This is a genomic window from Stenotrophomonas sp. CFBP8994 (assembly GCF_034044835.1).
GTDB classification, from domain to species: domain Bacteria; phylum Pseudomonadota; class Gammaproteobacteria; order Xanthomonadales; family Xanthomonadaceae; genus Stenotrophomonas; species Stenotrophomonas rhizophila_A.
The window spans coordinates 369,929-396,261 of record NZ_JAXCWT010000005.1 but is presented as its reverse complement, the minus strand read 5'-3'; the positions used below and the strand labels follow the sequence as shown (position 1 = coordinate 396,261).

At 67.1% G+C, this 26,333-nt stretch carries 22 protein-coding genes and 2 pseudogenes; 18 read left to right on the top strand and 6 right to left on the bottom strand.

Translation table 11 applies throughout. From position 1 onward, the window contains the following. Positions 1 to 21 precede the first annotated feature (21 nt). Entirely contained in the window at positions 22 to 717 is a 696-nt protein-coding gene (locus SOM39_RS16080; protein ID WP_320458894.1) for an AIM24 family protein, read from the bottom strand. A 275-nt stretch (positions 718 to 992) separates the two neighbouring features. Between SOM39_RS16080 and SOM39_RS16075 the strand changes: the two genes are divergently transcribed. The 15 genes from SOM39_RS16075 to SOM39_RS16005 all read left to right on the top strand — a co-directional run bounded on the left by SOM39_RS16075 (position 993) and on the right by SOM39_RS16005 (position 19,964). Beyond that, complete coding sequence (locus SOM39_RS16075) at positions 993 to 2,492, top strand: GGDEF domain-containing protein (protein WP_068850486.1); 1,500 nt, start codon at positions 993 to 995, stop codon at positions 2,490 to 2,492. Positions 2,493 to 2,616: 124 nt separating this feature from the next. Then, entirely contained in the window at positions 2,617 to 3,345 is a 729-nt protein-coding gene (pyrH, locus tag SOM39_RS16070; RefSeq protein ID WP_068850483.1) for a UMP kinase, read from the top strand. A gap of 105 nt (positions 3,346 to 3,450) precedes the next feature. Continuing rightward, positions 3,451 to 4,008, top strand: coding sequence for a ribosome recycling factor (gene frr, locus SOM39_RS16065; protein WP_068850481.1), 558 nt, complete (start codon positions 3,451 to 3,453; stop codon positions 4,006 to 4,008). Positions 4,009 to 4,010: 2 nt separating this feature from the next. Further along, positions 4,011 to 4,781: a polyprenyl diphosphate synthase gene (gene uppS / locus SOM39_RS16060; protein WP_068850479.1), complete on the top strand. Its 771-nt coding sequence runs from the start codon at positions 4,011 to 4,013 to the stop codon at positions 4,779 to 4,781. Then, positions 4,778 to 5,602 (top strand): phosphatidate cytidylyltransferase, encoded by an 825-nt coding sequence (locus tag SOM39_RS16055; RefSeq protein ID WP_068850477.1) that lies wholly within the window; start codon positions 4,778 to 4,780, stop codon positions 5,600 to 5,602. The genes uppS and SOM39_RS16055 overlap by 4 nt, the downstream gene beginning before the upstream one ends. Before the next feature lie 2 nt (positions 5,603 to 5,604). Further along, positions 5,605 to 6,795: a 1-deoxy-D-xylulose-5-phosphate reductoisomerase gene (locus SOM39_RS16050; protein WP_210131476.1), complete on the top strand. Its 1,191-nt coding sequence runs from the start codon at positions 5,605 to 5,607 to the stop codon at positions 6,793 to 6,795. Between the two features lie 34 nt (positions 6,796 to 6,829). Further along, positions 6,830 to 8,188 carry an RIP metalloprotease RseP gene (rseP, locus tag SOM39_RS16045; RefSeq protein WP_320458893.1) on the top strand — a complete coding sequence of 453 codons (1,359 nt, stop codon included), beginning with the start codon at positions 6,830 to 6,832 and terminating at the stop codon, positions 8,186 to 8,188. 73 nt (positions 8,189 to 8,261) lie between these two features. Continuing rightward, a complete protein-coding gene (gene bamA, locus SOM39_RS16040; RefSeq protein WP_068850466.1) occupies positions 8,262 to 10,628 on the top strand; it encodes an outer membrane protein assembly factor BamA in 2,367 nt (788 codons plus the stop codon). 279 nt (positions 10,629 to 10,907) lie between these two features. Beyond that, positions 10,908 to 11,930 carry a UDP-3-O-(3-hydroxymyristoyl)glucosamine N-acyltransferase gene (gene lpxD, locus SOM39_RS16035; protein ID WP_068850463.1) on the top strand — a complete coding sequence of 341 codons (1,023 nt, stop codon included), beginning with the start codon at positions 10,908 to 10,910 and terminating at the stop codon, positions 11,928 to 11,930. Then, positions 11,927 to 12,382 (top strand): 3-hydroxyacyl-ACP dehydratase FabZ, encoded by a 456-nt coding sequence (gene fabZ / locus SOM39_RS16030; protein WP_093533165.1) that lies wholly within the window; start codon positions 11,927 to 11,929, stop codon positions 12,380 to 12,382. Before lpxD ends, fabZ begins: the two co-directional genes overlap by 4 nt. Next, positions 12,379 to 13,164: an acyl-ACP--UDP-N-acetylglucosamine O-acyltransferase gene (gene lpxA / locus SOM39_RS16025; protein WP_068850457.1), complete on the top strand. Its 786-nt coding sequence runs from the start codon at positions 12,379 to 12,381 to the stop codon at positions 13,162 to 13,164. Before fabZ ends, lpxA begins: the two co-directional genes overlap by 4 nt. Further along, complete coding sequence (lpxB, locus tag SOM39_RS16020) at positions 13,161 to 14,354, top strand: lipid-A-disaccharide synthase (RefSeq protein WP_068850454.1); 1,194 nt, start codon at positions 13,161 to 13,163, stop codon at positions 14,352 to 14,354. Before lpxA ends, lpxB begins: the two co-directional genes overlap by 4 nt. After that, positions 14,351 to 15,010: a ribonuclease HII gene (locus SOM39_RS16015; RefSeq protein ID WP_320458892.1), complete on the top strand. Its 660-nt coding sequence runs from the start codon at positions 14,351 to 14,353 to the stop codon at positions 15,008 to 15,010. The genes lpxB and SOM39_RS16015 overlap by 4 nt, the downstream gene beginning before the upstream one ends. Positions 15,011 to 15,343: 333 nt before the next feature. Further along, positions 15,344 to 18,925, top strand: a complete 3,582-nt coding sequence (dnaE, locus tag SOM39_RS16010; protein ID WP_320458891.1) for a DNA polymerase III subunit alpha — start codon at positions 15,344 to 15,346, stop codon at positions 18,923 to 18,925. 79 nt (positions 18,926 to 19,004) lie between these two features. Next, entirely contained in the window at positions 19,005 to 19,964 is a 960-nt protein-coding gene (locus tag SOM39_RS16005) for an acetyl-CoA carboxylase carboxyltransferase subunit alpha (RefSeq protein WP_068850446.1), read from the top strand. Between the two features lie 91 nt (positions 19,965 to 20,055). Here SOM39_RS16005 and SOM39_RS16000 read toward each other — a convergent pair whose 3' ends face one another. Continuing rightward, a complete protein-coding gene (locus SOM39_RS16000) occupies positions 20,056 to 20,511 on the bottom strand; it encodes a CopD family protein (protein WP_093533162.1) in 456 nt (151 codons plus the stop codon). Between the two features lie 132 nt (positions 20,512 to 20,643). Here SOM39_RS16000 and SOM39_RS15995 point away from each other — a divergent pair, with 132 nt between their 5' ends. Both SOM39_RS15995 and SOM39_RS15990 read left to right on the top strand, forming a co-directional pair. Beyond that, positions 20,644 to 21,240: a class I SAM-dependent DNA methyltransferase gene (locus tag SOM39_RS15995; RefSeq protein ID WP_068850442.1), complete on the top strand. Its 597-nt coding sequence runs from the start codon at positions 20,644 to 20,646 to the stop codon at positions 21,238 to 21,240. 97 nt (positions 21,241 to 21,337) lie between these two features. Then, a complete protein-coding gene (locus SOM39_RS15990) occupies positions 21,338 to 22,651 on the top strand; it encodes a polyhydroxyalkanoate depolymerase (protein ID WP_068850440.1) in 1,314 nt (437 codons plus the stop codon). A gap of 261 nt (positions 22,652 to 22,912) precedes the next feature. Here SOM39_RS15990 and SOM39_RS19300 read toward each other — a convergent pair. The 3 genes and pseudogenes from SOM39_RS19300 to SOM39_RS15980 all read right to left on the bottom strand — a co-directional run. Beyond that, positions 22,913 to 23,521 (bottom strand): annotated as a pseudogene (locus tag SOM39_RS19300) (sensor domain-containing protein); the annotation flags it as partial. A 192-nt stretch (positions 23,522 to 23,713) separates the two neighbouring features. Further along, a pseudogene (locus tag SOM39_RS19295) lies at positions 23,714 to 23,929 on the bottom strand (HAAS signaling domain-containing protein); the annotation flags it as partial. Then, complete coding sequence (locus SOM39_RS15980; RefSeq protein WP_068850434.1) at positions 23,926 to 24,291, bottom strand: PadR family transcriptional regulator; 366 nt, start codon at positions 24,289 to 24,291, stop codon at positions 23,926 to 23,928. The gene SOM39_RS15980 and the pseudogene SOM39_RS19295, both read right to left, overlap by 4 nt. A 148-nt stretch (positions 24,292 to 24,439) precedes the next feature. Here SOM39_RS15980 and SOM39_RS15975 point away from each other — a divergent pair, with 148 nt between their 5' ends. After that, positions 24,440 to 25,339, top strand: coding sequence for a peptidylprolyl isomerase (locus SOM39_RS15975; protein ID WP_320458889.1), 900 nt, complete (start codon positions 24,440 to 24,442; stop codon positions 25,337 to 25,339). 16 nt (positions 25,340 to 25,355) lie between these two features. Here SOM39_RS15975 and SOM39_RS15970 read toward each other — a convergent pair whose 3' ends face one another. After that, positions 25,356 to 26,207 (bottom strand): DMT family transporter, encoded by an 852-nt coding sequence (locus SOM39_RS15970; protein ID WP_320458915.1) that lies wholly within the window; start codon positions 26,205 to 26,207, stop codon positions 25,356 to 25,358. Between the last annotated feature and the right edge of the window lie 126 nt (positions 26,208 to 26,333).

Here is a 26,333-nt window from a genome sequence, read left to right as displayed (position 1 = left end):
TTTTTTTGTGGCCAGCGATCCTCAGCCCTTCGCCTGGAACGTAACTTCCTCGTACGGCTGCACCACCACCCAGCCTTCGCCGGCGAAGCGCAGCTGCAGGGTTTCGCCCGATCCGCGCCCGACCAGCGTGCCCAGCGAAATGTCGGTGACGATCTCGGGCGTCAACGAGCCCGACCAGGCCACCGTTGCGTTCGGGTCGGTGAACACCGGGCCGCCCTGCGCCGTCACCGGCAGCGTCAGCGGCTCGTAATGCGAGGTGATCGCCACGATCCCGTGCCCGCTCAGGCGCATGTTGAACAGCCCGCCCGAGAGCATGCCTGCCACCTTGCGCATCATGGTGATCTTGGACTCGATGCCCGTCTCGAAGGCCAGCACGTCGTTGCCGTTGACGAAAATCGACTCGCCCGCCAGCCGCAGCAGCGTCACCTGCTTGCCCGCATCGGCCAGGTAGGCCCGCCCCTGCCCCTCGATCTTCATCAGCTGCAGCCCCTCACCGCTCACCATTTTCTTCAGCAGCGTGCCCAGCCCCTGCTCCAGCAGCCCCTGGCGGGTGAACTTCACCGCCCCCTTGCGCGCCACCATCGAACCGGCCTTGGCCCAGACCATGCCGTTCACCCGTATCTCCAGCATGTGCGGGCTCTCAAGCTCGAATGCATCCGCACTGACATCTTTTTCGTGCGTGCTGGCGAGGAATTCCTGAAGCGACTTTACGGCCATGGGGTCCATCCTTTTTCATTGGAGGCCGCATGGTACCCGCGCCACCCACCGCATTGCAGCAGCGGACGCCACTCGTGCCACTCCCCCATCCGCCAGCGGATGTGGTACCAAAGAGCTCATTGCCCCACCGCCGCACGATCTGCCCGTTGGTTTTGCATCGAAAGGCACCTCGACCCCCACCTGTCGCAGGCAACATTTCCCACAACGCAAGCACCAACACTCAAATCTGTGACGCACACCATGTATTCTTGCCACATCACCTCAGTATTCCCGCCATGCCTCCCGAGCTGACAGCCGCCCTGGCGCTCTGCCGCAACCTGCCCTCGCCGCCCGGTATTGCCCTGCGCATCATCGAACTGGCGCAGGATCCGGAAACCGACATCACCACGGCCGCCGACGTCATCGCCATCGACATGGCGCTGAGCGCGCGCATGCTGCGCATTGCCAATTCGCCGCTGTATGCCAGCCGCCGCCGGATCGAGAACCTCGGCCAGGCACTGACCATGCTGGGGCTCAACGCCACCGTCAGCCTCGCCCTGGGCTTCACCGTCACCCAGGACCTGACCGCCCCCGGCCAGGGCCAGGACGTGCGCGAGCGCGCCTGGCGGCGCAGCATCCTCAGCGCGCTGGCGGCCAGCCTGCTCGGCCAGGCCCGCGGCCTGCGCAAGGCCGAAGAGCTGATGCTGGCCGGCCTGCTGCAGGACATCGGCGTGCTCGTGCTGGCCCAGAGCGAGCCCGAGCGCTACCTGCCGCTGCTGCGCCAGGCCCGCGACAACGAGGCCCTGATCGCCCTCGAACGCGAGCACCTGGACTGCACCCATGCCGAGGTAGGCGCGTGGATGGCCGAACAGTGGGACCTGCCGCGCTACCTGGTGGACGCCATCGCCCGCAGCGAATCGCCGGCCGCGGCCGAGGACAACTTCCAGGCCTGCGTGGCCCTGTCCGGCGCGGTCGCCGACATCTGGCTCAGCGCCGACGCCGATGCTGCCCGCGAACATGCCCTGCAGCAGGTCAACGAGACCCTCAAGCTGGACAGCGCGCAGTTCGACCAGGTGCTGGCCCGGATCGGCGAAGCCCTGCCCGAGATCAGCGCCCTGTTCGAGACCACGCTGATTTCGCCTGCGCGCGTGCAGCAGCTGATCGACCATGCCCAGGAGCTGGCGACGCTGCGCAACCTGCGCGAAATGCAGGATGCCGCCCTGGCCCGCCAGCGCGCCGACGAATTCGAGGCACGCGCCAACCGGTTGGCCGAACAGGCCCACCGCGACGCCCTGACCGGCGTGCTCAACCGCCGCCAGCTCGAGGCCGTGCTGGAACAGGAGTTCCTGCGCGCCACGCGGCACGGCTGGCCACTGTCGGTGGCCTTCATCGACCTGGACGATTTCAAGAAGATCAACGACGCCCACGGCCACCTGCTCGGTGACCAGGTGCTGCGCGAGTTCGCCACCCAGCTGCAGGAACACCTGCGCAACAGCGATACCGTGGCCCGCTTCGGCGGCGAGGAATTCATCGCCCTGCTGCCCAACACCACCGAGCTGGTGGCGCTGGACGTGGTGCGCCGGGTGCTGGCCAGCATCGTCAACACCCCCATGGCAGAAGTGGCCGACGGCCCGCTGTTCGTCACCTTCTCCGCCGGCGTGGCCACCCAGGGCGGCTATGAGCGTTTCGCCGATGTTCAGGACCTGCTGAAGGCCGCAGACGACGTGCTGTACCGTTCCAAGAACCTGGGGCGCAACCGCGTGATTGCGCGTTCACCGGGAACCGCCACGGCCTGAATGGAGTCAGGAAGCGGCGATCCACCGCTGTGGCAGGGCTGCGCCGCAGTGCAGCAGATTTTCCACGCCGAGTGCCGCCGCATCCAGTAGAATTCCCGCGTTTTCCACGCATCCAGAGGCCACCATGTCCAATCTTTCCTATCGCCGCATCCTGCTGAAAGTTTCCGGGGAGGCACTGATGGGGGATGAGGACTACGGCATCGACCCCAAGGTCATCAACCGCCTGGCGCGTGAAGTGATCGAAGCGCAGCAGGCCGGTGCCGAAGTGGCGCTGGTCATCGGCGGCGGCAACATCTTCCGCGGCGCCGGCCTGGCCGCCGGCGGCATGGACCGCGTCACCGGCGACCAGATGGGCATGCTGGCCACCGTGATCAACGCGCTGGCCATGCAGGACGCGCTGGAGAAGCTGGGCGCCAAGGCCCGGGTGATGAGCGCCATCAAGATCAACGACGTGTGCGAGGACTACATCCGCCGCCGCGCCATCCGGCACCTGGAAAAGGGCCGCCTGGTGATCTTCGCCGCCGGCGTCGGCAGCCCGTTCTTCACCACCGATTCCGGTGCCGCGCTGCGCGCCATCGAGATCGGCGCGGACCTGCTGCTCAAGGCCACCAAGGTCGACGGCGTGTACGACAAGGACCCCAACAAGCACAGCGATGCGGTCCGCTTCGACAGCCTGACCTACGACGAAGTGATCCGCCGTGGCCTGGAAGTAATGGACACCGCCGCCTTCGCCCTCGCCCGCGACAGCGACCTGCCGCTGCGCGTGTTCGACATGGGCCAGCCGGGCGAACTGCTGAAGATCCTGCACGGGGAGAACATCGGCACCCTGGTGCGCGGCCGCGACGCCACCTGACCGGCGCGCCGGCCACGGCCGGCACCCGCCCGTTCAGCGCGGACCTTGGTTCACCCCATTTCGCCTATAATCGCCCGATTCCCAGTGACACCCAGGATTCGGGCGATGCTCAACGAAATCAAGCAGGACGCGCAGACGCGCATGGCAAAGAGCATCGATGCTCTGAAGCAAACCCTGACCTCCATCCGCACCGGCCGTGCTTCGCCGGCCCTGTTGGACCGGATCACGGTCAAGGCCTACGGCACCGACACGCCGCTCAACCAGGTCGCCTCGATCAGCGTCTCCGAAGGCCACTCGCTGGTCATCACCCTGTTCGACAAGGGCATGATCAAGGACGTGGAGAAGGCGATCTACGCCTCCGACCTCGGCCTGACCCCCAACGTGGCCGGCACCGTCATCCGCCTGAACCTGCCGCCGCCGACCGAAGAGCGTCGCCGCGAGCTTGGCAAGCAGGTGCAGAAGGAAGGCGAAGGCGCCAAGATCGCCATCCGCAACATCCGCCAGGATGCGAACAAGGCGATCGCCGCCCTGCTGAAGGACAAGTCGATCAGCGAAGACGACAAGAAGCGCGGCGAAGACGACATCCAGAAGCTGACCGACAAGTCCATCAAGGACGTCGACAGTGTGGTTGCCGAAAAGGAAAAGGAACTGATGGCGGTCTGAGCATGACCCAGGCCCCGACCAGCAGCTCCACCGCCGCCGTGCCCCGCCACGTTGCCATCATCATGGATGGCAACGGACGCTGGGCGCAGAAGCGCCGTCGTCCGCGCGTGATCGGCCACCGGGCCGGCGCGCGCGCGGTCAACCGCACCATCGATTTCTGCCTGGAGCGTGGCATCGCCGCGCTCACGCTGTTCGCCTTCTCCAGCGAAAACTGGGGCCGGCCGAGCGACGAAGTTGACGCGCTGATGAAGCTGTTCCTCAATGCACTGGACCGCGAGGTGGATGAACTCCACCGCCGCGGCGTGCGCGTGCGTTTCATCGGCGAACGCGAGCGCTTCGGTGCCGGGCTGGTCAGCCGCATGCAGCTGGCCGAGCAACGCACCGCCGGCAATACCGCCATGACCCTGAGCATCGCCGCCAGCTACGGTGGCCGCCAGGACATCGCCAGGGCCGCACGCGAACTGGCCGCCGAGGTCGCGGCCGGGCGCCTGCTGCCCGAACAGATCGACGAAGCGCTGCTGGGCAGCCGCGTCGCCTTGGCCGACCTGCCGCCCCCGGATCTGTTCATCCGCACCGGTGGCGACACCCGCGTCAGCAATTTCCTGCTGTGGCAGCTGGCCTATACCGAACTGTGGTTCACCGAGGTGCTGTGGCCCGAGTTCGACGCCGCCATCCTGCAGCAGGCGCTCGACGCCTACGCTGCACGTGAACGCCGCTTCGGCCTGACCAGCGCCCAGATCGCCGCCCTGGCCACCGAGACGTCCACCCCATGACCAAAACCCGAGTCATCGCCGCGCTGATCATGGCGCCGGTCGCCATCGCCGCGATCCTGCTGCTGCCCACCCAGTGGCTGGCCGCCGCCGCCGCCGCCGTGTTCCTGATCGGCCTGTGGGAATGGCTGAAGCTGGCCGACGTGGACGACACGCTGGCCCGCACCGTGCTGCTGGTGCTCAACCTGGTGCTGATGGTGCTGATCGTGTGGGCCGACGCCGGCACGCTGGTGCTGTACCAGATCGCCGCACTGGTGGGCATCGGCTGGTGGCTGCTGGCCCTGCTGTGGCTGCGCTTCTTCACCTTCGGCGCCGAACCTGGCAGCCCGGCGCGGTCGCTCAAACTGCTGGCCGGGACCCTGGCCATCGTGCCCGCCTGGGCCTCGCTGGTGCTGATCCACGCCAGCGGCGACAAGGGCCACCTGTGGCTGCTGACCGCGCTGGCCGTGGTCTGGGCCGCCGATTCCGGCGCCTACTTTGCCGGCCGCACCCTAGGCCGCACCAAGCTGGCCCCGCGCATCAGCCCCAACAAGACCTGGGAAGGGCTGGGCGGCGGCATGCTGGCCGGCCTGCTGGTGGCCCTGGTGTTCGGCTGGATCGCCGGGGTCGCGCCTGGCCACGTGGTCGGCCTGGTCATCACCACGGTGGTCGCCGTGTTCGCTTCGGTACTCGGCGACCTGTACGAAAGCCTGCTCAAGCGCCATGCCGGCGCCAAGGACTCGGGCCACATCATTCCGGGCCACGGCGGCGTGCTGGACCGCATCGACGGCGTGCTGGCCGCGCTGCCGGTGTTCGCGCTGGGCAAGGAAATCTTCGGATTCTGAGCATGCAGAGCACTACCGCCCCCCGCCGGGTCGCCGTGTTCGGTGCCACCGGCTCGATCGGCGCATCTGCGCTGGACGTGATCGCGCGCCACCCGGACCGTTACCGCGCCACCGTGCTGGCCGCCGGCACCCAGGTGCAGGCGCTGGTCGCGCTGTGCGCGCTCCACCGGCCCGCGCATGCGGTGATCGCCAGCGAAGCGCTGTATGCGGAACTGCGCGATGGCCTGCGCGCCGCCGGCCTGGACACCCAGGCGCATGCCGGCGCCGCCGCGCTGGACCAGCTGGCCGCCAGCGACGCATGCGACACCCTGGTCGCCGCCATCGTCGGCGCGGCCGGGCTGTCCTCGACCCTGGCCGCCGCCGGCGCTGGCAAGCGGATCCTGCTGGCCAACAAGGAATCGCTGGTCCTGGCCGGCGAGCTGCTGATGCAGCGCGCCACCGCCGCCGGGGCCGAGATCATCCCGATCGACAGCGAACACAGCGCCATCTTCCAGTGCCTGCGTTCGCGCGACGCCAGCCTGGACCAGGCCGGCGTGCGCAGGATCCTGCTCACCGCCTCCGGCGGCCCCTTCCGCGGGCGCAGCCGGGCCGAGCTGGCCGAAGTCACCCCGGCCCAGGCAGTTGCCCACCCGAAGTGGTCGATGGGCCCGAAGATCTCGGTGGATTCGGCGACGTTGATGAACAAGGGGCTGGAGGTCATCGAGGCCCACCACCTGTTCAACATCCCCGGCGAGCGCATCGAAGTGTTGGTGCACCCGCAGAGCCTGGTGCATTCGCTGGTCGAATTCGTCGACGGCTCCACCCTGGCCCAGATGGGCCTGCCGGACATGCGCACCACCCTGGCCGTGGGCCTGGGCTGGCCGCACCGCATCGAATCCGGGGTGGGCGGGCTGGACCTGCTGAGCCAGGGCCGGCTGGATTTCGAGGCCCCCGACACCGACGCCTTCCCCTGCCTGGGCCTGGCCTGGCAGGCGATGGCCGCCGGCGGCACTGCCCCGGCGGTGCTCAATGCGGCCAATGAAGTAGCTGTTTCAGCGTTTCTTCAGGGGCGGATCGCTTTCCTAGCGATTCCAGGGCTGGTGGCTAACGCTCTTTCAACACTGCCTTCCGCGTCCGCCGATACACTGGAGGGCCTGCTGGCCGCCGACCAGCACGCCCGCCAGATCACCCAAGCCGCCATCGACCACGCCTGAATGCCCTTCCCGCTCCTTTCCCGCGACGTCCACCATGGGTGAATTCATCGGCTCCGTCTGGTGGATGATCGTCAGCCTTGGCCTGCTGGTGACGTTCCATGAGTTCGGTCACTACTGGGTCGCGCGGCGCTGTGGCGTGAAGGTGCTGCGCTTCTCGGTCGGCTTCGGCAAACCGCTGTGGATGCGCCGCAACCGCAACGGCACCGAATTCGCCATCGCCGCCATCCCACTGGGCGGCTATGTGAAGATGCTCGACGAGCGCGAGGTCGAGGTACACCCGGCCGAACGCGGCCTGGCCTTCAACCACAAGAGCGTCTGGCAGCGCATCGCGATCGTGGCGGCAGGCCCGATCGCCAACCTGGTGCTGTGCGTGGCCCTGCTATGGGCCATGTTCGTACTGGGCAAGCAGGATTATTCGGCCACCATCGGCCGCACCACGTGCATGGCCCAGGTGGCCGGGCTGCAGGCCGGTGACCGCGTGCTGAGCGTGGATGACCGCAGCGTGGTCACCGCGGGCCAGGCCGCCATGGCCCTGACCACGGCCGCCATGGACCGCCACGATGCGAAGGTGGAGGTGGTCGATGCGCAGGAGCAGGTGCGCACCCGCACCCTGCCGCTGTCGCAGCTGCCGGCCGGCTTCGATGAGCGCTGGGTGGCCTCGCTGGCCGGCCTGACCTGGCAGTTCCACCTGCAGCCGGCACTGGTCGAACAGGTACTGCCCGATTCCGCCGCCCAGGGCGTGCTGTTGCCGGGCGACATGGTGGTAGCCGTGGATGGCCAGCGCATCGATGCGGCCGACCAGGTCTCCCCGGCCATCCTCGCGCTGGGCAAGCGCGGCGGCCCGGGCATGATCGAGGTGCTGCGCAACGGCGACCGGCTGGCGCTGGAAGTCACCCCGCGCCAGGGCAAGGACGGCCGCGGCCAGCCCACGTGGCAGATCGGCATCGGCTTCCCGCAGGCCAGCGCACCGGCCTATGACACCACCCTGCAGTACGGCCCGCTGGCGGCCATCCCGGCGGCGCTGCGCGAAACCGCGCGCGCGGCGGGCGATTCGCTCGGCATGATGCGCCGCATCGTGACCGGCAACGCCTCGCTGCAGAACGTTTCCGGCCCGGTCACCATCGCCCGGGTAGCCAACCAGACCGCCCAGCGCGGCCTTGATTGGTTCCTCTGGTTCCTGGCCGTACTCTCGCTCAGCCTGTGCATCATCAACCTGTTGCCCATCCCCATCTTGGACGGCGGGCACCTGCTGTATTACCTTATCGAGTTGGTCAAGGGCAGCCCGCTCAGCGAGCGTGCCATGGCGGCGGGCCAGTACATCGGCCTGGCCATGCTGGCCGGACTGATGGGACTGGCGTTCTACAACGACATCCTCGGTCTGTTCCCGCGATGAACTTTTACCCTTTTGTCGTCGTCTTATGCGCCGGCATCCCGCAACATCGTATTCGACTCCAACCGGACGTGACATGACGCGACTCCCCAATCGCCGCCTGCTTGCCCTCGCACTCGCCGCCGGTTTCGGCGCGCCCGCCCTGGCCCAGGCAGCCGAGCCCTTCACCGTCAGCGACATCCGTGTCGATGGTCTGCAGCGCATCACCTCCGGTACCGTGTTCACCTACCTGCCGGTGGAACGTGGCGAGACCCTGACCGACAACAAGGTCGGCGAGTCGATCCGTGCCCTGTACAAGACCGGCTTCTTCGAGGACGTCCAGCTTGAGCGGCAGGGCGACATCCTGGTGGTCACGGTCAAGGAACGCCCGGCGATCAACAAGCTGACCGTCACCGGCAACAAGGACATCAAGAGCGACCAGCTGCTCAAGGGCCTGAGCGACATCGGCCTGAGCGAAGGCGGCACGTTCGATCGCCTGAGCCTGGACCGGGTGACCCAGGAACTGCGCCGCCAGTACAACGACCGTGGCAAATACAACGTCGAGATCACCCCGACCGTCAGCCCGCTTGACCGCAACCGCGTGGACATCACCATTGCGATCAAGGAAGGCAAGGCCGCCAAGATCCAGCACGTGAACCTGGTCGGCACCGAGAAGTTCGAGTCCAAGGACATCCTGGAAACCTGGGAATCCAAGGAGCACAACTGGGCATCGTGGTACCGCCGCGACGACCAGTACTCCAAGGAAAAGCTGTCCGGCGACCTGGAAAAGCTCAATGCCTGGTACCTGGACCGCGGCTACGTGGACTTCAGCATCGATTCCACCCAGGTCTCGATCAGCCCCGACAAGCGCGACATGTTCATCACCGCCGGCGTGACCGAAGGTGAGCAGTACAAGATCTCCGAGATCAAGGTCACCGGCGACACCATCCTTCCGCAGGAAGACGTGGAGCGCATGCTGATCCAGAAGTCCGGCGATACGTTCTCGCGCGCCCTGCTGGAATTCAGCTCGGACGCCATCACCAATTCACTGTCCAACATCGGTTACGCGTTCGCCAAGGTGAACCCGATCCCGACCAGCAACCGCGCCGAACGCACCGTGGCGATCAACATGCAGGTCGTGCCGGGCCCCCGCGTGGGCGTGCGCCGCATCGTGTTCAAGGGCAACACCCGCACCTCCGATGAAGTGCTGCGTCGTGAAATGCGCCAGTTCGAGAACAGCTGGTACTCGCAGGCCGCGATCGACCGCTCCAAGATCCGCCTGCAGCGCCTGGGCTACTTCGAATCGGTGGATGTCGAAACGCCGCCGGTCACCGGCAGCAACGACCAGGTCGACGTGGTCTACAACGTCAAGGAAACCACCTCGGGCAGCTTCGTGTTCGGCCTGGGCTATTCGCAGTCCTACGGCATGACCACCTCGGTGCAGCTGTCGCAGAACAACTTCCTGGGCGGCGGCAACCGCGTGTCGGTCGAAGCGTCGCGCAGCAGCTACCTGCAGCGTTACGGCTTCTCCTACACCAACCCGTACTTCACCGACGACGGCGTGTCGCTGGGCTACAACCTGTCCTGGCGCGAGCTGGATTACTCCGACTTCAACACCGCGCAGTACAACAGCACCAACGGTGCGGCGCAGGTGGTGTTCGGCGTGCCGATCACCGAGAACGACACCGTCTCGCTGATGGTGGGCATCGACAGCAACCAGATCACCACCTACCAGGGTGCGACGCCGCAGGCGATCATCGATTACATCGATGCCATCGGCCAGCGCACGTTCCACTCCTGGCGCACGGAGCTGGGCTGGGCGCGCGACACCCGCAACGATTACTTCATGCCCACCCGCGGCATGTACCAGCGCGTGGGCCTGGAAACGACCCTGCCGGGTTCGACGGTCGAGTACTACAAGCTGAACTACCAGGTCTCCAAGTACTGGCCGATCATCCCGTCGCTGGTCATCAATACCCGCGCCGAGGTCGGCTACGGCGACTCCTACGGCAACGATGTCACCCGCGTGATCACCAACCCGGATGGCACCACCCGCACCGTGACCGCGTCGGGCCTGCCGTTCTTCGAAAACTTCTACGCCGGCGGTACCAACTCGGTGCGCGGTTTCGAAGACAACACGCTTGGCCCGCGCTCGGAGCCGACCGCTTCGTACAACCGTGGCCAGCCGCTGGGTGGTTCGCTGAAAACCGTGGGTTCGGTCGAAGCCTACTTCCCGCGCCTGTTCGACAGCCCGTCGGCCCGCGTCTCGGCGTTCTTCGACGTCGGCAACGTGTACAACGGAGTGGACAACTTCAAGGCCAACGAACTGCGTGCCTCGGCCGGTGTCGCCCTGCTGTGGCGCGCCCCGGTCGGCCCGATCTCGATCAGCTACGCCTTCCCGCTCAAGAAGGAAGACGGCGACGAAATCGAACGCCTGCAGTTCACGTTCGGTGGCCAGTTCTAAACCCACCGATCGCACACAAAAACGCCGGGCCCAGCCCGGCGTTTTTGTTTGTGAGGTTGGCGCGCTCTTGATCACCCTTGGCCACCGGCCAACCGTCGGAGGGCCGGCGGGTGCGGGGGTACGGGGTTCACGGCGCCCCCCGTACCCCCGCACCCGCCGGCCCTGCGCGCGAACCCGGCAGCCCACAGGCTGTTCGCCTGAATCCAACCGCCATCAGGGCGCCGCCCAATGAACACCCCCGAACATGACCGAAGTCACGCCACACGGTAAACTCCCGGCGTGAACACTCCTACCTATACCGCCCAGCAACTCGCCGAGCAGTTTGGCCTGCAGGTCCATGGTGATGGCAGCACCGCCATCCGTGGCGTGGCCACGCTTGCCCATGCCGGCCCCGGCCAGCTGACCTTCCTGGCCAACCCGCGCTACCGCGCCCAGCTGGCCGACAGCCAGGCCGGGATCGTGGTGCTGCGCGCCGACGATGCCGAAGCCGCGCCCGGTACCGCGCTGATCGCCAAGGATCCCTACACCACCTTCGCCAAGATCGGCGCGCTGTTCGACATCGCCCCGACCCGGCCGCCGGGCATCCACCCCAGCGCCGTCATCGATCCCGAGGCCCAGGTCGCCGCCAGCGCCCACATCGGCCCGTTCGTCACCATCGGCGCGCGCAGCGTGATCGGCGAGAACTGCATCATCGGCGCCGGCAGCATCATCGGCGAAGACTGCAGCCTGGACAGCGGCTGCGAACTGATCGCCCGCGTCACCCTGGTCACCCGCGTCCGCATCGGCAAGCGCGTGCGCATCCATCCCGGTGCCGTGCTCGGCGCCGATGGCTTCGGCCTGGCGATGGACGCCGGCAGCTGGATCAAAGTGCCCCAGCTGGGTGGCGTGCGCATCGGCGACGACTGCGAGATCGGCGCCAATACCTGCGTCGACCGCGGCGCCCTCGAAGATACCGTGCTCGACAACGACGTGCGCCTGGACAACCTCGTCCAGATCGCCCACAACGTCCAGATCGGCGCCCACTCGGCCATCGCCGGCTGCACCGGCATTGCCGGCAGCGCCAAGATCGGCCGTTACTGCCTGCTCGGCGGCGCCGTCGGCGTCGTCGGCCACCTCGAGATCTGCGACAAGGTGGTGATCACCGGCAAGTCCGTGGTGCGCAACTCCATTACCGAACCGGGCGAATACTCGTCCGGGACCCCGTTGACCGACAATCGCACGTGGCGCAAGAACGCCGCGCGCTTCAAGCAGCTCGATGCACTGGCCCGTCGCATCCTGTCTGTAAGCAAGGAGAAGGAATGAGCCACCCACAGAAGCTGCCGGACATCACCGAAATCCAGGCGTTGATCCCGCACCGCTATCCCTTCCTGCTGGTCGACAAGGTCGTCGCGATCGATTACGAGAAGCGCACCATCGTTGCCACCAAGAACGTCAGCATCAACGAACCGTTCTTCCAGGGCCACTTCCCCAGCCAGCCGATCATGCCCGGCGTGCTGATCATCGAAGCCATGGCCCAGGCCGGCGGCGTGCTGACCCAGCTCACCCTGGGCCGCGATGCGCAGTCCAAGCTCTTCTACATGGTCAAGGTGGACAAGGCCCGCTTCAGCAAGCAGGTGGTGCCCGGCGACGTGCTGGAAATGCATGTCGAGATCAAGCGCGTGATCCGCAACATGGCGGTGTACGACTGCGTGGCCAAGGTCGACGGCGAGATCGTCGCCTGCGCCGAAGTACTCTGCGCCGGCACCCGCGAATGAACGGGCCGCTCATCCACCCCACCGCGGTCATCGACCCGTCGGCGAAACTGGCGGCGGATGTACGTATCGGTGCGTTCTGCCTGATCGGTGCCGATGTCGAGATCGGCGAAGGCACCGAAGTCGGCCCGCACTGCTCGATCCACGGCCCGACCCGGATCGGCCGCAACAACCGTTTCATCGGCCACGTTGCCGTGGGCGGCGAACCGCAGGACAAGAAGTACGCCGGCGAGCGCACCGAACTGGTGATCGGCGATGACAACGTATTCCGCGAGTTCGTCACCCTCAACCGCGGTACCGGCGGCGGCGGTGGCGTCACCACCATCGGCAACGGCAACTGGATGCTGGCCTACACGCACGTGGCGCACGACTGCCACGTCGGCAACCAGTGCGTGTTCTCCAACAACACCACCCTGGCCGGCCACGTGACCGTGGGCGACTACGTGATCATCAGCGGTTTCGCCGGGGCCCACCAGTTCTGCCGGATCGGTGCGCACGCCTTCCTGGGCATGGGTGCACTGACCAATGGCGACGTGCCACCGTTCACCATGGTCGGCAGCGATTCGCTGGGCCGCCCGCGCGGCATCAACAGCGAAGGCCTCAAGCGCCGCGGCTTCGATGCCGAGCGCATCGCCAGCATCAAGCGCGCCTACCGCACGTTGTACGTGGCCGGCCTGCCGCTGGCCGAAGCCAAGGTGCAGCTGGCCGAACAGGCCGCGCACAGCGCCGACGTCAAGGACATGCTGGACTTCATCGAGCACGCCGAGAGGCCCCTGCTGCGATGACAGCGCCCGGCTCTTCGCGACCGCTGCGGATTGCGCTGGTTGCCGGTGAAGCCTCCGGCGACCTGCTTGGCGCCGGCCTGGTGCGCGAACTGCAGCAGCGGTTCCCGGACGCCGAGTTCGCCGGAATTGGCGGCGATGCGATGCGCAGCGCCGGCTGCCTGACCTGGTTCGATGCCAGCGAGCTGGCGGTGATGGGCCTGACCGAAATCCTGCGCCACCTGCCGCGCCTGCTGAAGCTGCGCAGTGAGTTTCGTGCGCGGGTGCTGGAGTGGCAGCCGGACGTGTTCATCGGCATCGACGCCCCGGACTTCAACCTGGGCGTGGAGCGCTGGCTGAAAGAGCGCGGCATCACCACGGTGCACTACGTCAGCCCGTCGGTCTGGGCGTGGCGCGAGAAGCGGGCGGAGAAGATCGGCGCCAGCGCCGACCTGGTGCTGTGCCTGTTCCCGATGGAACCGCCCATCTATGCCCGCCATGGCATCGACGCGCGCTTCGTCGGCCACCCGATGGCCGATGACATCCCGCTGCACAGCGACCGCGAAGCGGCCCGCGTGGCCTTGGGCCTGCCGGTCAACGCCAAGGTGCTGGCTGTGCTGCCGGGCAGCCGGCTGGGCGAGATCAGCAAGCTGGGCGGCGCGTTCTTCGAAGCGGCCTGGCAGGTATCCGAACGCATTCCGGGCCTGCACGTGGTGGTGCCGGCAGCCAACCCGGCCTGCCGGGCACTGATCCAGGAGCAGCTGTCGCGCTCGGCGCTGCCGGTGGCCTACTCGCACCTGCTGGACGGCCAGGCACGCACGGCGATGATCGCCGCCGACGTGGTGGTACTCGCCTCGGGCACGGCCACGCTGGAGACGATGCTGGTGAAGCGGCCGATGGTAGTGGGTTACCGCGTGGCGGAGCTGACCTACCGGATCGTGAAGGCGCTCGGCCTGATCAAGGTAGACCGCTTCGCGCTGCCGAACATCCTGGCCGGCAAGGACCTGGCACCGGAGCTGATCCAGCACGACTGCGTGCCGGACAAGCTGGCCGAGGCGATCATGCAGTGGTTCGATCAGCCGCAACGCGCCATCGAGATCCAGGACACGTACGAAAAGCTGCACCTGCAGTTGCGCCAGGACGCGTCGGCGCGCGCGGCCGACGCGGTGGCGGAACTGCTGGCACGCAAGCCACGCGGGAACGCGCCGGCATGAGCCGTCGCCACGCTGCGGCGGCCTCGCTGGCGCTGTTCGACGGGGCGGCGCTGGCGACGGTCGCGCCGCGCTATGTGGCGGGGGTGGACGAAGCCGGTCGCGGGCCGCTGGCCGGGCCGGTGGCGGTAGCGGCGGTGGTGTTCTGCCCGGACCGCCCACGTCTGAACGGGCTGGACGATTCCAAGCAGCTCACGGCGATCCGCCGCGACCAGCTGTTCGACAGGATCCAGCAGCGTGCGCTGGCCTTCCACGTGGTGATGGTGGACGTGACGGAGATCGACACGCTGAACATCTACCAGGCCACGATGCTGGGCATGCGCCGGGCGGTCGAGGCGGTCGCGCACGTGGCGCAGTTCGCGCGCATCGACGGCAACGTGGTGCCCAAGGGCCTGCCCTGCCCCGCGCAGGCGCTGGTCGGTGGCGACGCGCTCGACCGCGCGATCATGGCGGCCTCGATCCTGGCCAAGGTCAGCCGCGACCGCTACATGCTTCAGCTGCACGAGCAGCACCCCGAATACGGCTTCGACCAGCACAAGGGCTACGGCACCCCGGCCCACCTGGCAGCCCTGCGCTCCCACGGCCCCTGCCCCCACCACCGCCGCAGCTTCGCGCCCGTGCGTGATTGCCTGGACAGCGCGTTGGTTGCTGCTGTCTGACGCAACAGCCAAAGCCAAAGCCAAAGCCAAAGCGGCACGTCGGGGTTCGTCTGGCTTGGGCGGCGTCGGTGGGTTTGCGGGGGACGCCGTGAACCCATCCATGGGGGCTTGGTCGCCGCATCCATGCGGCTCACACCCCCGCAAACCCACCGCCGCCGCCCTTTGACAGTTGGCTGGTGCCCAACGGAGATCAAAAGCCCGGCCTTTGCTCCTGCTCTTCCGTGCGAGCCGACCTTCCGTTGGGGGCGGCTTCCGCCTTAACCCAACGCCCTGTCAAGCCTTGTTCGGGCTGCCCCGCGCGGCTACCCTGACCGGGCATTACATTGGCCCGGCATGTCCACTTCCCGTTTCGTACATCTGCACGTCCACACCGAGTTTTCGCTGGCGGATTCGACCATCCGTGTCCCGGCGAAACCGGATCAGGCTGACCCGAAAAAGGCCAAGCAGGCCAACCTGCTCAGCCGCGCCGTCGAACTGAACCTGCCCGCGTTGGCAGTGACCGACCTGAACAACCTGTTCGCGCTGGTCAAGTTCTACAAGGCCGCTGAAACGGTCGGCATCAAGCCGATCGCCGGTGCCGACATCATGATCGCCGAAGAGGGCATGACCCCCTGGCGCATGACCCTGCTCTGCCGCGACCGCGAAGGCTATCTCAGCCTGTCGCGCCTGCTCACGCGTGCCTGGATGGAAGGCCACCGCCCGGAAGGCGGCGTGGCGGTGCACCCCGACTGGCTCAAGGGCGGTTGCCACAACCTGTTTGCCCTGGCTGGCCGCGACAGCCTGGCCGGGCGTCTGGCCGGCGAAGGCCGGCATGACCTGGCCGAGCAGCAGCTCGCCGACTGGCAGCGGGTGTTCGGCGATGGCCTGCATCTGGAGCTGACCCGTACCGGTCGCGAAGGCGAAGAAGCCTTCAACCAGTTTGCCCTGGTGGCCGCCGGCCAGCGTGGCCTGCCCGTGGTGGCCAGCAACGACGTGCGCTTCCTGCGCCCTGACGATTTCAGCGCGCATGAAGCCCGCGTATGCATTTCCTCCGGCCGCGTGCTGGACGATCCCAAACGCCCGCGCGACTACAGCGACCAGCAGTACCTCAAATCGCCCGAAGAGATGTGCGCGCTGTTCGCCGACATCCCCGATGCGATCGACAACACGCTGGCGCTGGCCGAACGCTGCAACATCGAAATGCGGCTGGGTACCTACTTCCTGCCCAACTACCCGGTGCCGGAAAACGAAACGCTGGACAGCTGGATCTGCAGCGAATCGCGCAAGGGCCTGGAAGCCCGCCTGGAAAAGAATCCGCTGGCCGAAGGCAAAACCCGCGAGGACTATTTCGAGCGGCTGGAATTCGAGCTGGCCACCATCATCAAGATGGGGTTCCCCGGCTACTTCCTGATCGTGGCCGACTTCATCCAGTGGGGTAAGAACCAGGGTATTCCGATCGGCCCCGGCCGTGGTTCCGGTGCCGGTTCGCTGGTGGCCTGGGCACTGCAGATCACCGATCTGGATCCGATTCCGTACAACCTGCTGTTCGAGCGGTTCCTCAATCCCGAACGCGTGTCGATGCCCGACTTCGACATCGACTTCTGCATGGACCGCCGCGACGAAGTCATCGACTACGTCGCGCGCAAGTACGGCCGCGAACGCGTCAGCCAGATCATCACCTACGGCACCATGGCCGCCAAGGCCGTGGTGCGCGATTCCGGGCGCGTGCTCGGTTTCCCGTATGGCCTGGTCGACGGGGTGTCCAAGCTGATTCCCAACATCCTGGGCATTTCGCTCAAGGATGCGATGGGCGAAGGCAAGGATTCGGAAATGGCATCGCCGGAGCTGATCCAGCGCTACCAGAACGAAGACGACGTGCGCGACCTGATCGACCTGGCGCGCCAGCTCGAAGACCTTACCCGCAATGCCGGCAAGCATGCCGGTGGCGTGGTGATCGCGCCCGAACCGCTGGCCGAATTCTGCCCGCTGTTCGCCGAACACGATGAAGGCGGCCGTGGCCGCAACCCGGTCACCCAGTTCGACAAGAATGACGTCGAAGAAATCGGCCTGGTGAAGTTCGACTTCCTCGGCCTGCGCACGCTGACGATCATCGACTGGGCGGTCAAGGCGATCAACAAGCGCCATGCCCGCGCCGGCATTCCGCCGATCGACATCACCGCGCTGCCGCTCGACGATGCGCCCACCTACAAGGACATCTTCGCCAACGGCAACACCGGCGCGGTGTTCCAGTTCGAATCCTCGGGCATGCGCCGCCTGCTGAAGGACGCGCGCCCCGACCGCTTCGAAGACCTCATCGCGCTGGTGTCGCTGTACCGCCCCGGCCCGATGGACCTGATTCCCTCCTTCAACGCGCGTAAGCACGGCCAGGAAGAAATCATCTACCCCGATCCGCGTACCGAAGCGATCCTCAAAGACACCTACGGCATCATGGTGTACCAGGAGCAGGTGATGCAGATGGCGCAGATCGTCGGCGGTTACTCGCTCGGCGGCGCCGACCTGCTGCGCCGCGCGATGGGCAAGAAGGTGCCGGCCGAAATGGCCAAGCACCGCGAGATCTTCCGCGAGGGTGCGGCCAAGGGCGGCGTGGACGGCCCCAAGGCCGACGAAATCTTCGACCTGATGGAGAAGTTCGCCGGCTACGGCTTCAACAAATCGCACGCTGCCGCCTACGCGCTGGTCAGCTACCAGACCGCCTGGCTCAAGCGTCATTACCCGGCCGAGTTCATGGCGGCCACGCTGTCCTCGGACATGGACAACACCGACAAGGTGGTGGGCTTCCTGGCCGAAGTGCGCAACCTCGGCCTGACCGTGCTGCCGCCGCGCGTGAACGAATCGGCGTACATGTTCGAAGCCTCCAGCGCCGACACCATCCAGTACGGCCTGGGCGCCATCAAGGGCGTGGGCCAGGGTGCCTGCGAAGCGGTGGTCGACGAGCGCCTGGCCAAGGGCCGCTACGCCTCGCTGCTGGATTTCTGCATGCGCATCGAATCGGGCAAGCTCAATCGGCGCACGCTTGAAGCGATGATCAACTGCGGCGCGCTCGATGGCCTCGGCAAGAACCGCGCTTCGCTGATGCTGCAGCTGCCTGAAGTGCTCAAGGCCACCGACCAGATGTCGCGCGAGAAGGCCTCCGGCCAGAACTCGCTGTTCGGCGCGCCCGACCCGGTCAGCACCGCGCTGCAGCTGGACCTGCCTGAAGCCAAGGAATGGGGGCTGGGCCAGCTGCTGGACGGCGAACGCGAAACGCTGGGGTTCTACCTCAGTGGCCATCCGTTCGACCCGCACGCCGACGACGTCAAGGAACTGGTCGGCACCGACCTGGGCATGCTGGAAAAACTGATTCCCCCTGCCCGGCCCAGCAAGGATGGCGAAAAGCGCGCCTGGCGCCAGGAAACCCCGGTGATCCTGGCCGGCCTGGTGGTCGGTGTGCGCCGCAAGGGCGAAAGCCAGGTGTTCATGCAGCTCGAAGACGGCAAGGGCCGGGTCGAATGCAGCGCGTTCACCGATGGCCTGGCCGAGTTCGGCCACCTGATGACCAAGGACCGCATCCTGGTGGTCAAGGGCGGCCTGCGCGAGGACGAGTTCAATGGCGGCTATGCCCTGCGCATCCGCCAATGCTGGGACTTCGAGGAAATCTGCGCCAATTACGCCACCCGCCTGTCGCTGCGCCTGGACCTGCGCCAGGGCGACCCGGTGTGGGCGCGGGTGAACGGCCTGCTCGACCGCCACCGGCCCGGCCGCACCCCCCTGCGCCTGGACCTGCTGCTGGGCACCGAGCAGGGCCCGGTAGCCGGCATGCTGGACGTGGCCGGCGACACCGCCGTGCGTGTGGACAGCCAGCTGGTGGAAGCCCTGCGGGCCGACCCGGCGGTCCGGACGCTGAAAGTCCGGTACAGCCCGCCATGGGCGAACTAGCCCCCGACCAGACGACGGCGTACGGGGCATTTAGACGCATTCGGCTACACTTTCCCTCTTTTCTTCACGACGGCTTCCGATGAATCCGAACTACCTCGACTTCGAGCAACCCATCGCTGATCTGGAGGCAAAGATCCAGGAGCTGCGCAGCGCAAGCGCCGGCCCGGCGGTCAATGTCGAGGCCGAAGTGCGCACCCTGCAGGACAAGCTGCGGCTGCGTACCGCGCAGATCTTCCGCAACCTGACCTCGTGGCAGGTGCTGCAGCTGGCCCGCCACCCTTCGCGCCCCTACACCGCCGACTACATCCGCATCTTCTGCGATGAGTTCCAGGAACTGGCCGGCGACCGCGCCTTCGCCGACGACAAGGCCATCATGGGCGGCCTGGCCCGCATCGGCGGCCGTTCGGTGATGCTGATCGGCCACCAGAAGGGCCGCGACACCAAGGAAAAGATCAAGCGCAACTTCGGCATGCCCAAGCCGGAGGGCTACCGCAAGGCGCTGCGCCTGATGAAGATGGCCGAGCGCTTCGGCCTGCCGGTGCTGACCCTGATCGACACCGCCGGTGCCTGGCCGGGCATCGATGCCGAATCGCGCGGCCAGTCCGAAGCGATCGCGCGCAACCTGATGGAAATGGCCGAACTGAAGGTGCCGGTGATCTGCACCGTGATCGGCGAAGGCGGCTCCGGCGGCGCGCTGGCGCTGGGCGTGGGCGACCGCACCGTGATGCTGGAATACAGCGTGTATTCCACCATCAGCCCGGAAGGCTGCGCCTCGATCCTGTGGAAGGATGCGGGCAAGGCCAAGGATGCCGCCGAACAGCTGGGCCTGACCGCACCGCGCCTGAAGAGCCTGGGCCTGGTCGACAAGGTCGTGCGCGAGCCGACCGGCGGCGCGCACCGCAATCCAAACCAGATGGCCAAGCGCCTGAAGGCCGTGCTGCTCAACGAGCTGGACGCGCTGGAGAAGCTGTCCACCGAAGACCTGCTGCAGAAGCGTTACGAGCGCCTGCGCAGCTACGGCGCCTACGAAACGGCCTGATCGACGCACCAGTGGGTCACGACCAACGGTCGTGACCTACCGCAGATGGCGCCACACGGGTAGCTCACGACCGTTGGTCGTGAGCCATCCCTTAAAACGGCTTGGCCAGCACCAGCCAGACCACGCCGATGAACAGCACCAGCGGCAGTTCATTGAACCAGCGCAGCGCGCGCGACGACGGCAGCACCTTGCCCTTCACCGCGCCCTTCAGCAGCCGCCCGGTCCACGAGTAGTACACCAGCAGCAGCACCACCAGCCCCAGTTTGGCGTGCAGCCAGCCCGCCGCACCTGGCGCGACCATGGTGGGGAAGTCCGGAATCACCCGGTAGCCCAACCAAAGCACCAGCCCCAGGATCAGCGCGAAGCCGAACATCATGTGGCCGAACTTGTACAGGCGCAGGCCCATCAGCTGCAGGCGCTCCACGACGGGCAGCTGCCCGGCGGTCTCACTCAGGTTCACCAGGATCCGCGGCAGGTAGAACACCGCCGCCATCCACGCCACCACGAACAGCAGGTGGAAGGTCTTGACCCAGTAGTAGGACTGCATGCGCTTGCTCCGGCGGCTGGCTTGGGATGTCGTTCATTCTGGCCGATTCACGCGGGCTGCGCATGCGCGGCGGATTGACGCAGCGGGCTCGGCTACCATGTGCACCCACCCCGTTCTCGATCCCTGTCCCGCATGCAGAAGACCTACGACCAGGCCTACTTCCAGCGCTGGTACCAGCCCGACCAGACCGGCGGCGCGGCGCGCCTGGCGCGCAAGGTCGCACTGGCCGTCGCCAGTGCCGAGTACTACCTGGAGCGCCCGATCCGCAGCGTGCTGGACATCGGCGCCGGTGAAGGCGCCTGGCGCGCGCCGCTGCTCAAGCTGCGCCCGCGCGTGCAGTACATGGGCTTCGACAGCAGCGACTATGCGGTGCAGCGCTACGGCCGCAGCCGCAACCTGCACCCGGCCCGGGTTGGCGATTTCGCCTGGCTGCGCCCCTGCGCGCCGGTGGACCTGCTGGTCTGTTCGGACGTGATGCACTACGTGCCCACCCGCGAGCTGCGCCCGGCCCTGGCCGGTTTCGCCGAGCTCACCGGTGGCGTGGCGTTCCTGGAGGCGTTCACCGCCGAGGACGAGTTTGAAGGTGACCACGAAGGATTCCAGGCCCGCCCGGCGGCCTGGTACCGCCGCCAGCTGACGGCCGAGGGCTTCACCGCGCTCGGCTCGCACTGCTGGCTGTCGCCCGCACTGGCGGGCCACGCCGCCGCCCTGGAACGCAGTGGCCGTTGATCTCACGGCCGGTTGCGACGGATCCGCCTATTAAGGCGTTCCCGACCCGGGTGAGGTATGCTGCGCGGCAACATAAGACCATACATATTCGGACGTCATGCTCTATCAGCTGCATGAATTGACCCGCAACCTGCTCGCCCCGTGGGTGCACCAGGCCCAGGCCAACGCCAAGTTCTTCGCCAACCAGGGTCACTGGTGGTCGCAGATGCCCGGTGCCGACCGCCTGTCCGCGGTGAACGAGCTGTTCCATCGCATCGGCAAGGATTACGAGAAGCCCGAGTGGGGCATCAACGAAATCGAGGTCGACGGCGAGCGCGTGCCGATCGTGGTGCACGAAGAAGTCGTCAAGCCGTTCTGCAAGCTGCTGCGCTTCAAGCGCCACAGCAACGAAGCCGACCAGCTCAACACCATGCTCAACCAGCCGTTCGTGCTGGTGGTGGCGCCGCTGTCGGGCCACCACGCCACGTTGCTGCGCGACACCGTGCGCACCCTGCTGCGCGACCACCGCGTGTATGTCACCGACTGGGTCGACGCGCGCATGGTGCCCGGCAGCGAAGGCGAGTTCAGCCTGGACGATTACATCGCCTACGTGCAGGAATTCATCCGCCACCTCGGTGCGGAGAAACTGCACGTGGTCAGCGTGTGCCAGCCGACCGTACCGGTGCTGGCCGCCGTTTCGCTGATGGCCAGCCGTGGCGAAACCACGCCGCGTTCGCTGGTGATGATGGGCGGCCCGATCGATGCGCGCTGCAGCCCGACCGCGGTGAACAACCTGGCCACCCAGAACCCGCTGTCGTGGTTCGAGAACAACGTGATCCACACCGTGCCGCCGGGTTATCCGGGCGCCGGTCGCCGCGTGTACCCGGGCTTCCTGCAGCACGCCGGTTTCCTGTCGATGAACCCGAGCCGGCACTTCAGTTCGCATTGGGATTTCTATGCCGACCTGGTCAAGGGCGACATGGAAGATGCCGATGCGCACCGCCGCTTCTACGACGAATACAACGCAGTGCTGGACATGCCGGCGCGCTACTACCTGGATACCATCCGCGTGGTGTTCCAGGAATTCCTGCTGCCGCGCGGCGAGTGGTATGTGCAGGGTGAGCTTGTGGATCCCGGTGCGATCACCGGCACCGCGCTGCTGAGCATCGAAGGCGAGCTGGACGACATCGCCGGCCTGGGCCAGACCGAAGCGGCGCAGGAACTGTGCACTGGTATCCCGGCCGCGCGCCGTGAGCACTTCGTGGTCGAGGGCGCCGGCCACTACGGCATCTTCAGCGGCCGCCGCTGGCGCGAAACCGTGTACCCCAAGGTGCGCGATTTCTTCGCCGCCAACGCGCAGGCTGCGGCGAAGCCGAAGAAGGCGGCCAAGGCCGCCAGCAATGTCACCCCGATCCGCAAGAAGGCGGGTTGACGACCGGTTGCGCCGACGGTTTGTCGGCGCTTCGATCCGGATCATGAACGTCTGACGGGTGGTTTCGATTGGGGCTGAACGCCGGTCGGATCACCGTGGCCGGATCTCGACAACTTCGGATGCTTGCGCCGCGCTGCGCGCGGTGTCCGGCCAACGGCCGGACCTACGAATTGCTACGGGTCCATCCGGATCGTAGTCAAATCAACCAAGGGCTCCGGATGCCTGGCGGTAGCGCCGGCCGTTGGCCGGCCGTCGGTAGACTTAGAGGCGTACCAGCAGGTGTTTCGCCATCTGGCCATGCAGGTGGCCGATGAAGCGCGCCAGGTGCATGGTGCAGAACAGGATCACCACACCCAGTACCGCCAGCGCCGGGGTGGCCCACAGCGGCAGCACGACCAGTTCGCTTTCGAAGTACAGGCTCGGGGCGCCCAGCGCGAACATCGAGGCCACCGGCGCCCAGATGAAGACCAGCGCCACTGTCAGCAGCGTGACCGCGATGGTGAAGTAGATGATGCCCAGCGGCAGCATCAGCATGAAGTACAGCATCGTCAGCCAGGTACGCCCATCGGTGAACATGTCGCCGATACGCTGCAGCCAGCTGCGGCTGCGGTCGGCATAGCGCGGCCGACGCGGCATCCGCTCGCCGAGCAGTGCTTCGATCAGCCGCCCTTCCAGCAGCGCCAGGCCGCGCACCGAACCGAAGAACAGCACGGTCATTGGAATGCCGATGATCAGCACGATCAGGCCCAGCGACATCGACAGGCCGGTGATTACCCAGGTGAAGAAGAAGATGCCGGTGGCCAGCGACAGCAGCATGTAGAACAGCGCGCCGTAGGTGCGCGGTTCCAGTGCCACGCCGAAGAAGCGCGCCAGTGCCGAGCGGTGCGGCGGCGGAACACGGTCGGTCGGCGGTGCATCGCCGCCGGCTGCGGCCGCTGGGGCGGCAACACCCGGTGCCACCTGCGCCGGCACTACCCGGGCGATCGGCCGCACGCTGGCGCTCGGGGTGCGCAGCGCGCGGTTCACGGTGATTTCGGTTTCGCGGTAGATTTCGGCCACTTCCTCCGGCGCACCGTAGCTGCCGGCGACGTCGGCGATCACCTCCGCCTCGCTGCGGCCCGGCTGGGCGGCCAGCTCCGAACGCAGGTATTCCTCGGCGTCGTACAGCGCGTCCTGCACCATCGCCGGATCGGCGTCATGCAGCGCGGCGCGCAGTTGTGCCAGGTACTGCCCGATGGTGGTCGGCAGGCCCCCGCCCGCCCTGTTCTGTTCGTTCATTGCAGTACCCCTTCCAGCACGGAATCGACGGAATCTCGGGTGGCACGCCAGGCCTGGCTCCACAACGCCAGCACCTCGCGGCCGCGTTCATTGATGCGGTAATAGCGCCGCGGTGGCCCGGCCACCGACGGTTCGATCTGGCTTTCCAGCAGCCCGGCCCCTTCGAGGTTGCGCAGCACCGGGTACAGCGCGCTCTGCTTGCCGCTCAGCACGCCCTCGCCGGTCCGTTCCAGTTCCTTGGCGATCAGGTAGCCGTACAGCGGCTCCCCGGCCTTGGCCAGCACCGCCAGCAGGGCCAACGACACGGTGCCGGCACTGAGCTCCTTCTGGAACTTCTTCAGGTGGACCTCGTGGTCGCTCATGACGATCTCCAGCTAGCGTGGAGTCAACACTAGTGCGAAGTCAGCTATAGCGAACGTGCCGTTAGTCACCCTGCCGGGGGACAGGGTGGGCTGGCGGCCGGAGCCGGGCTTCGCGCAGAATCGGGGATCGTTCATCCCGGGGTCCACCATGTCGCCACGCCGTCCCGCCCTGCTTGCGCTTGCCCTCTCCTGCCTGCTGCCGGGCCTGGCCACCGCAGCCACGCCGTACCGCAGCGCCCAGCAGATCCTGGAAGCCTCGCCCGCGAGCGACTGGCGCACGCCGGATCCGGCCAACCTGCTGGTGATGAAGCTGGATGCCGGTGAGGTCCTGATCGAGCTGGCCCCGGCCTTCGCGCCGCAGCACGTGGCCAACATCCAGACCCTGGCCCATGAGCATTTCTGGGATGGCGAGAGCATCTACCGCGCGCAGGACAACTTCGTGGTGCAATTCGGCGATGCTGATGCCGATGACGCGGCCAAGGCCAAGCCGCTGGGCTCGGCCAAGCGCAAGCTGCCGGCGGAGTTCCAGCGCGACAGCAAAGGGTTGAAGGTCAGCGTGCTGCCCGATCGCGACGGCTGGGCCGACCAGACCGGCTTCGTCGACGGCTTCGCGGTGGGCCAGGACCGGCAGGACGGCAAGACCTGGCTGGCGCACTGCTACGGCGCGCTGGGTGCCGGCCGCAACAACGACGAAGACAGCAGCATCGGCGCCGAGCTGTACGTGGTCACTGGCCAGTCGCCGCGCCAGCTGGACCGCAACATCACCGTGGTCGGCCGGGTGCTCAAGGGCATGGAGCTGCTCAGCGCGCTGCCGCGCGGACCGGCCCCGATGGGCTTCTACGCCGACGCTTCGCAGCGCACCGCGATCCGCTCGATCCAACGCGTGAGCGACCTGCCGCAAGCGCAGCGACCGACGCTGCAGGTGCTGCGCACCGATTCAAAGACCTTCGCCGATACGGTCGAAGCGCGCCGCAACCGCGTGGACGACTTCTACAAACGCGCCGCCGGGCATATCGACCTGTGCAACATCCCCGTGCCCGTGCGGTAAGGGATGCCGCGTCGCGTCAGCGTTTCTGGCTGGCGGCGACGCTGCCGAGGATCAACGCGCCGGCGACCACCATCGCCCACGTCACCGGCTCGCCCAGGAACAGCCAGGCAAACAGCGCGCCGAACATCGGCACCAGATACGTCACGGTGGAGGCGCGCGCCGGGCCGATCCGCGCGATGAGGCGGTAGAACATCAGGAACGCAAAGCCGGTGCAGACCACCCCCAGCGCGATCGCGCACGCCCACGACACAGCCGGAATCGGCGCGTCCGGCCAGTGGGTCAGCGCCATCGGCAGCATCAGCAGCGCCGCGCTGCCCAGCGTAGCGCCGGCCGACGCCGCTGGCGGCAGGCCGGTCATGTGGCGCTTGACCAGGTTCACGCCCAGGCCGTACAGCAGCGCAGCCAGCGAACCGGCAATCACCGCCGCGCCGATGCTCAGCCCGGACACCTTGGCCGTGGCCAGCACCACCACGCCGCCGAAGCCGACCAGCAGCGCGATCGCGCGGCGCATGCCGATCTTCTCGCCGAAGAACAGGAACGCAATCAGCGCGGCAAACAGCACGGTCATCGCGTTGCAGATCGCGCCGATCGCGGCCGGTGCGCGCTGCGCGGCCCAGGCGAACAGCACGAACGGAATGGCGGAGTTGATCAGGCCGATCGGCACCAGCCACAACCACCGCCGGGCCGGGAACTGCGCGCGCGCCTGCCAGAGGAACGGCAGCAGCACCAGCGCGCCCAGCAGCAGCCGCACTTCCACCAGCGCATACGGCCCGAACGACGGCACCGCCACGCGCATGAACAGAAACGAGCAGCCCCAGATCGCGCCGAGCACGGTCAGCTCCAGCGGGGTGCGCCAATCGCGCTCCATCGCCCCCGCACTCACCGGCGCGCCGCTCACGGGCGGCCCCCGGCATGGCAGGAACGGGCAGCGACGGCAGCGGGGACGGGCAGCAACATGGCGCGGGCTCCAGGGATCAGACACGCAGCATCTACC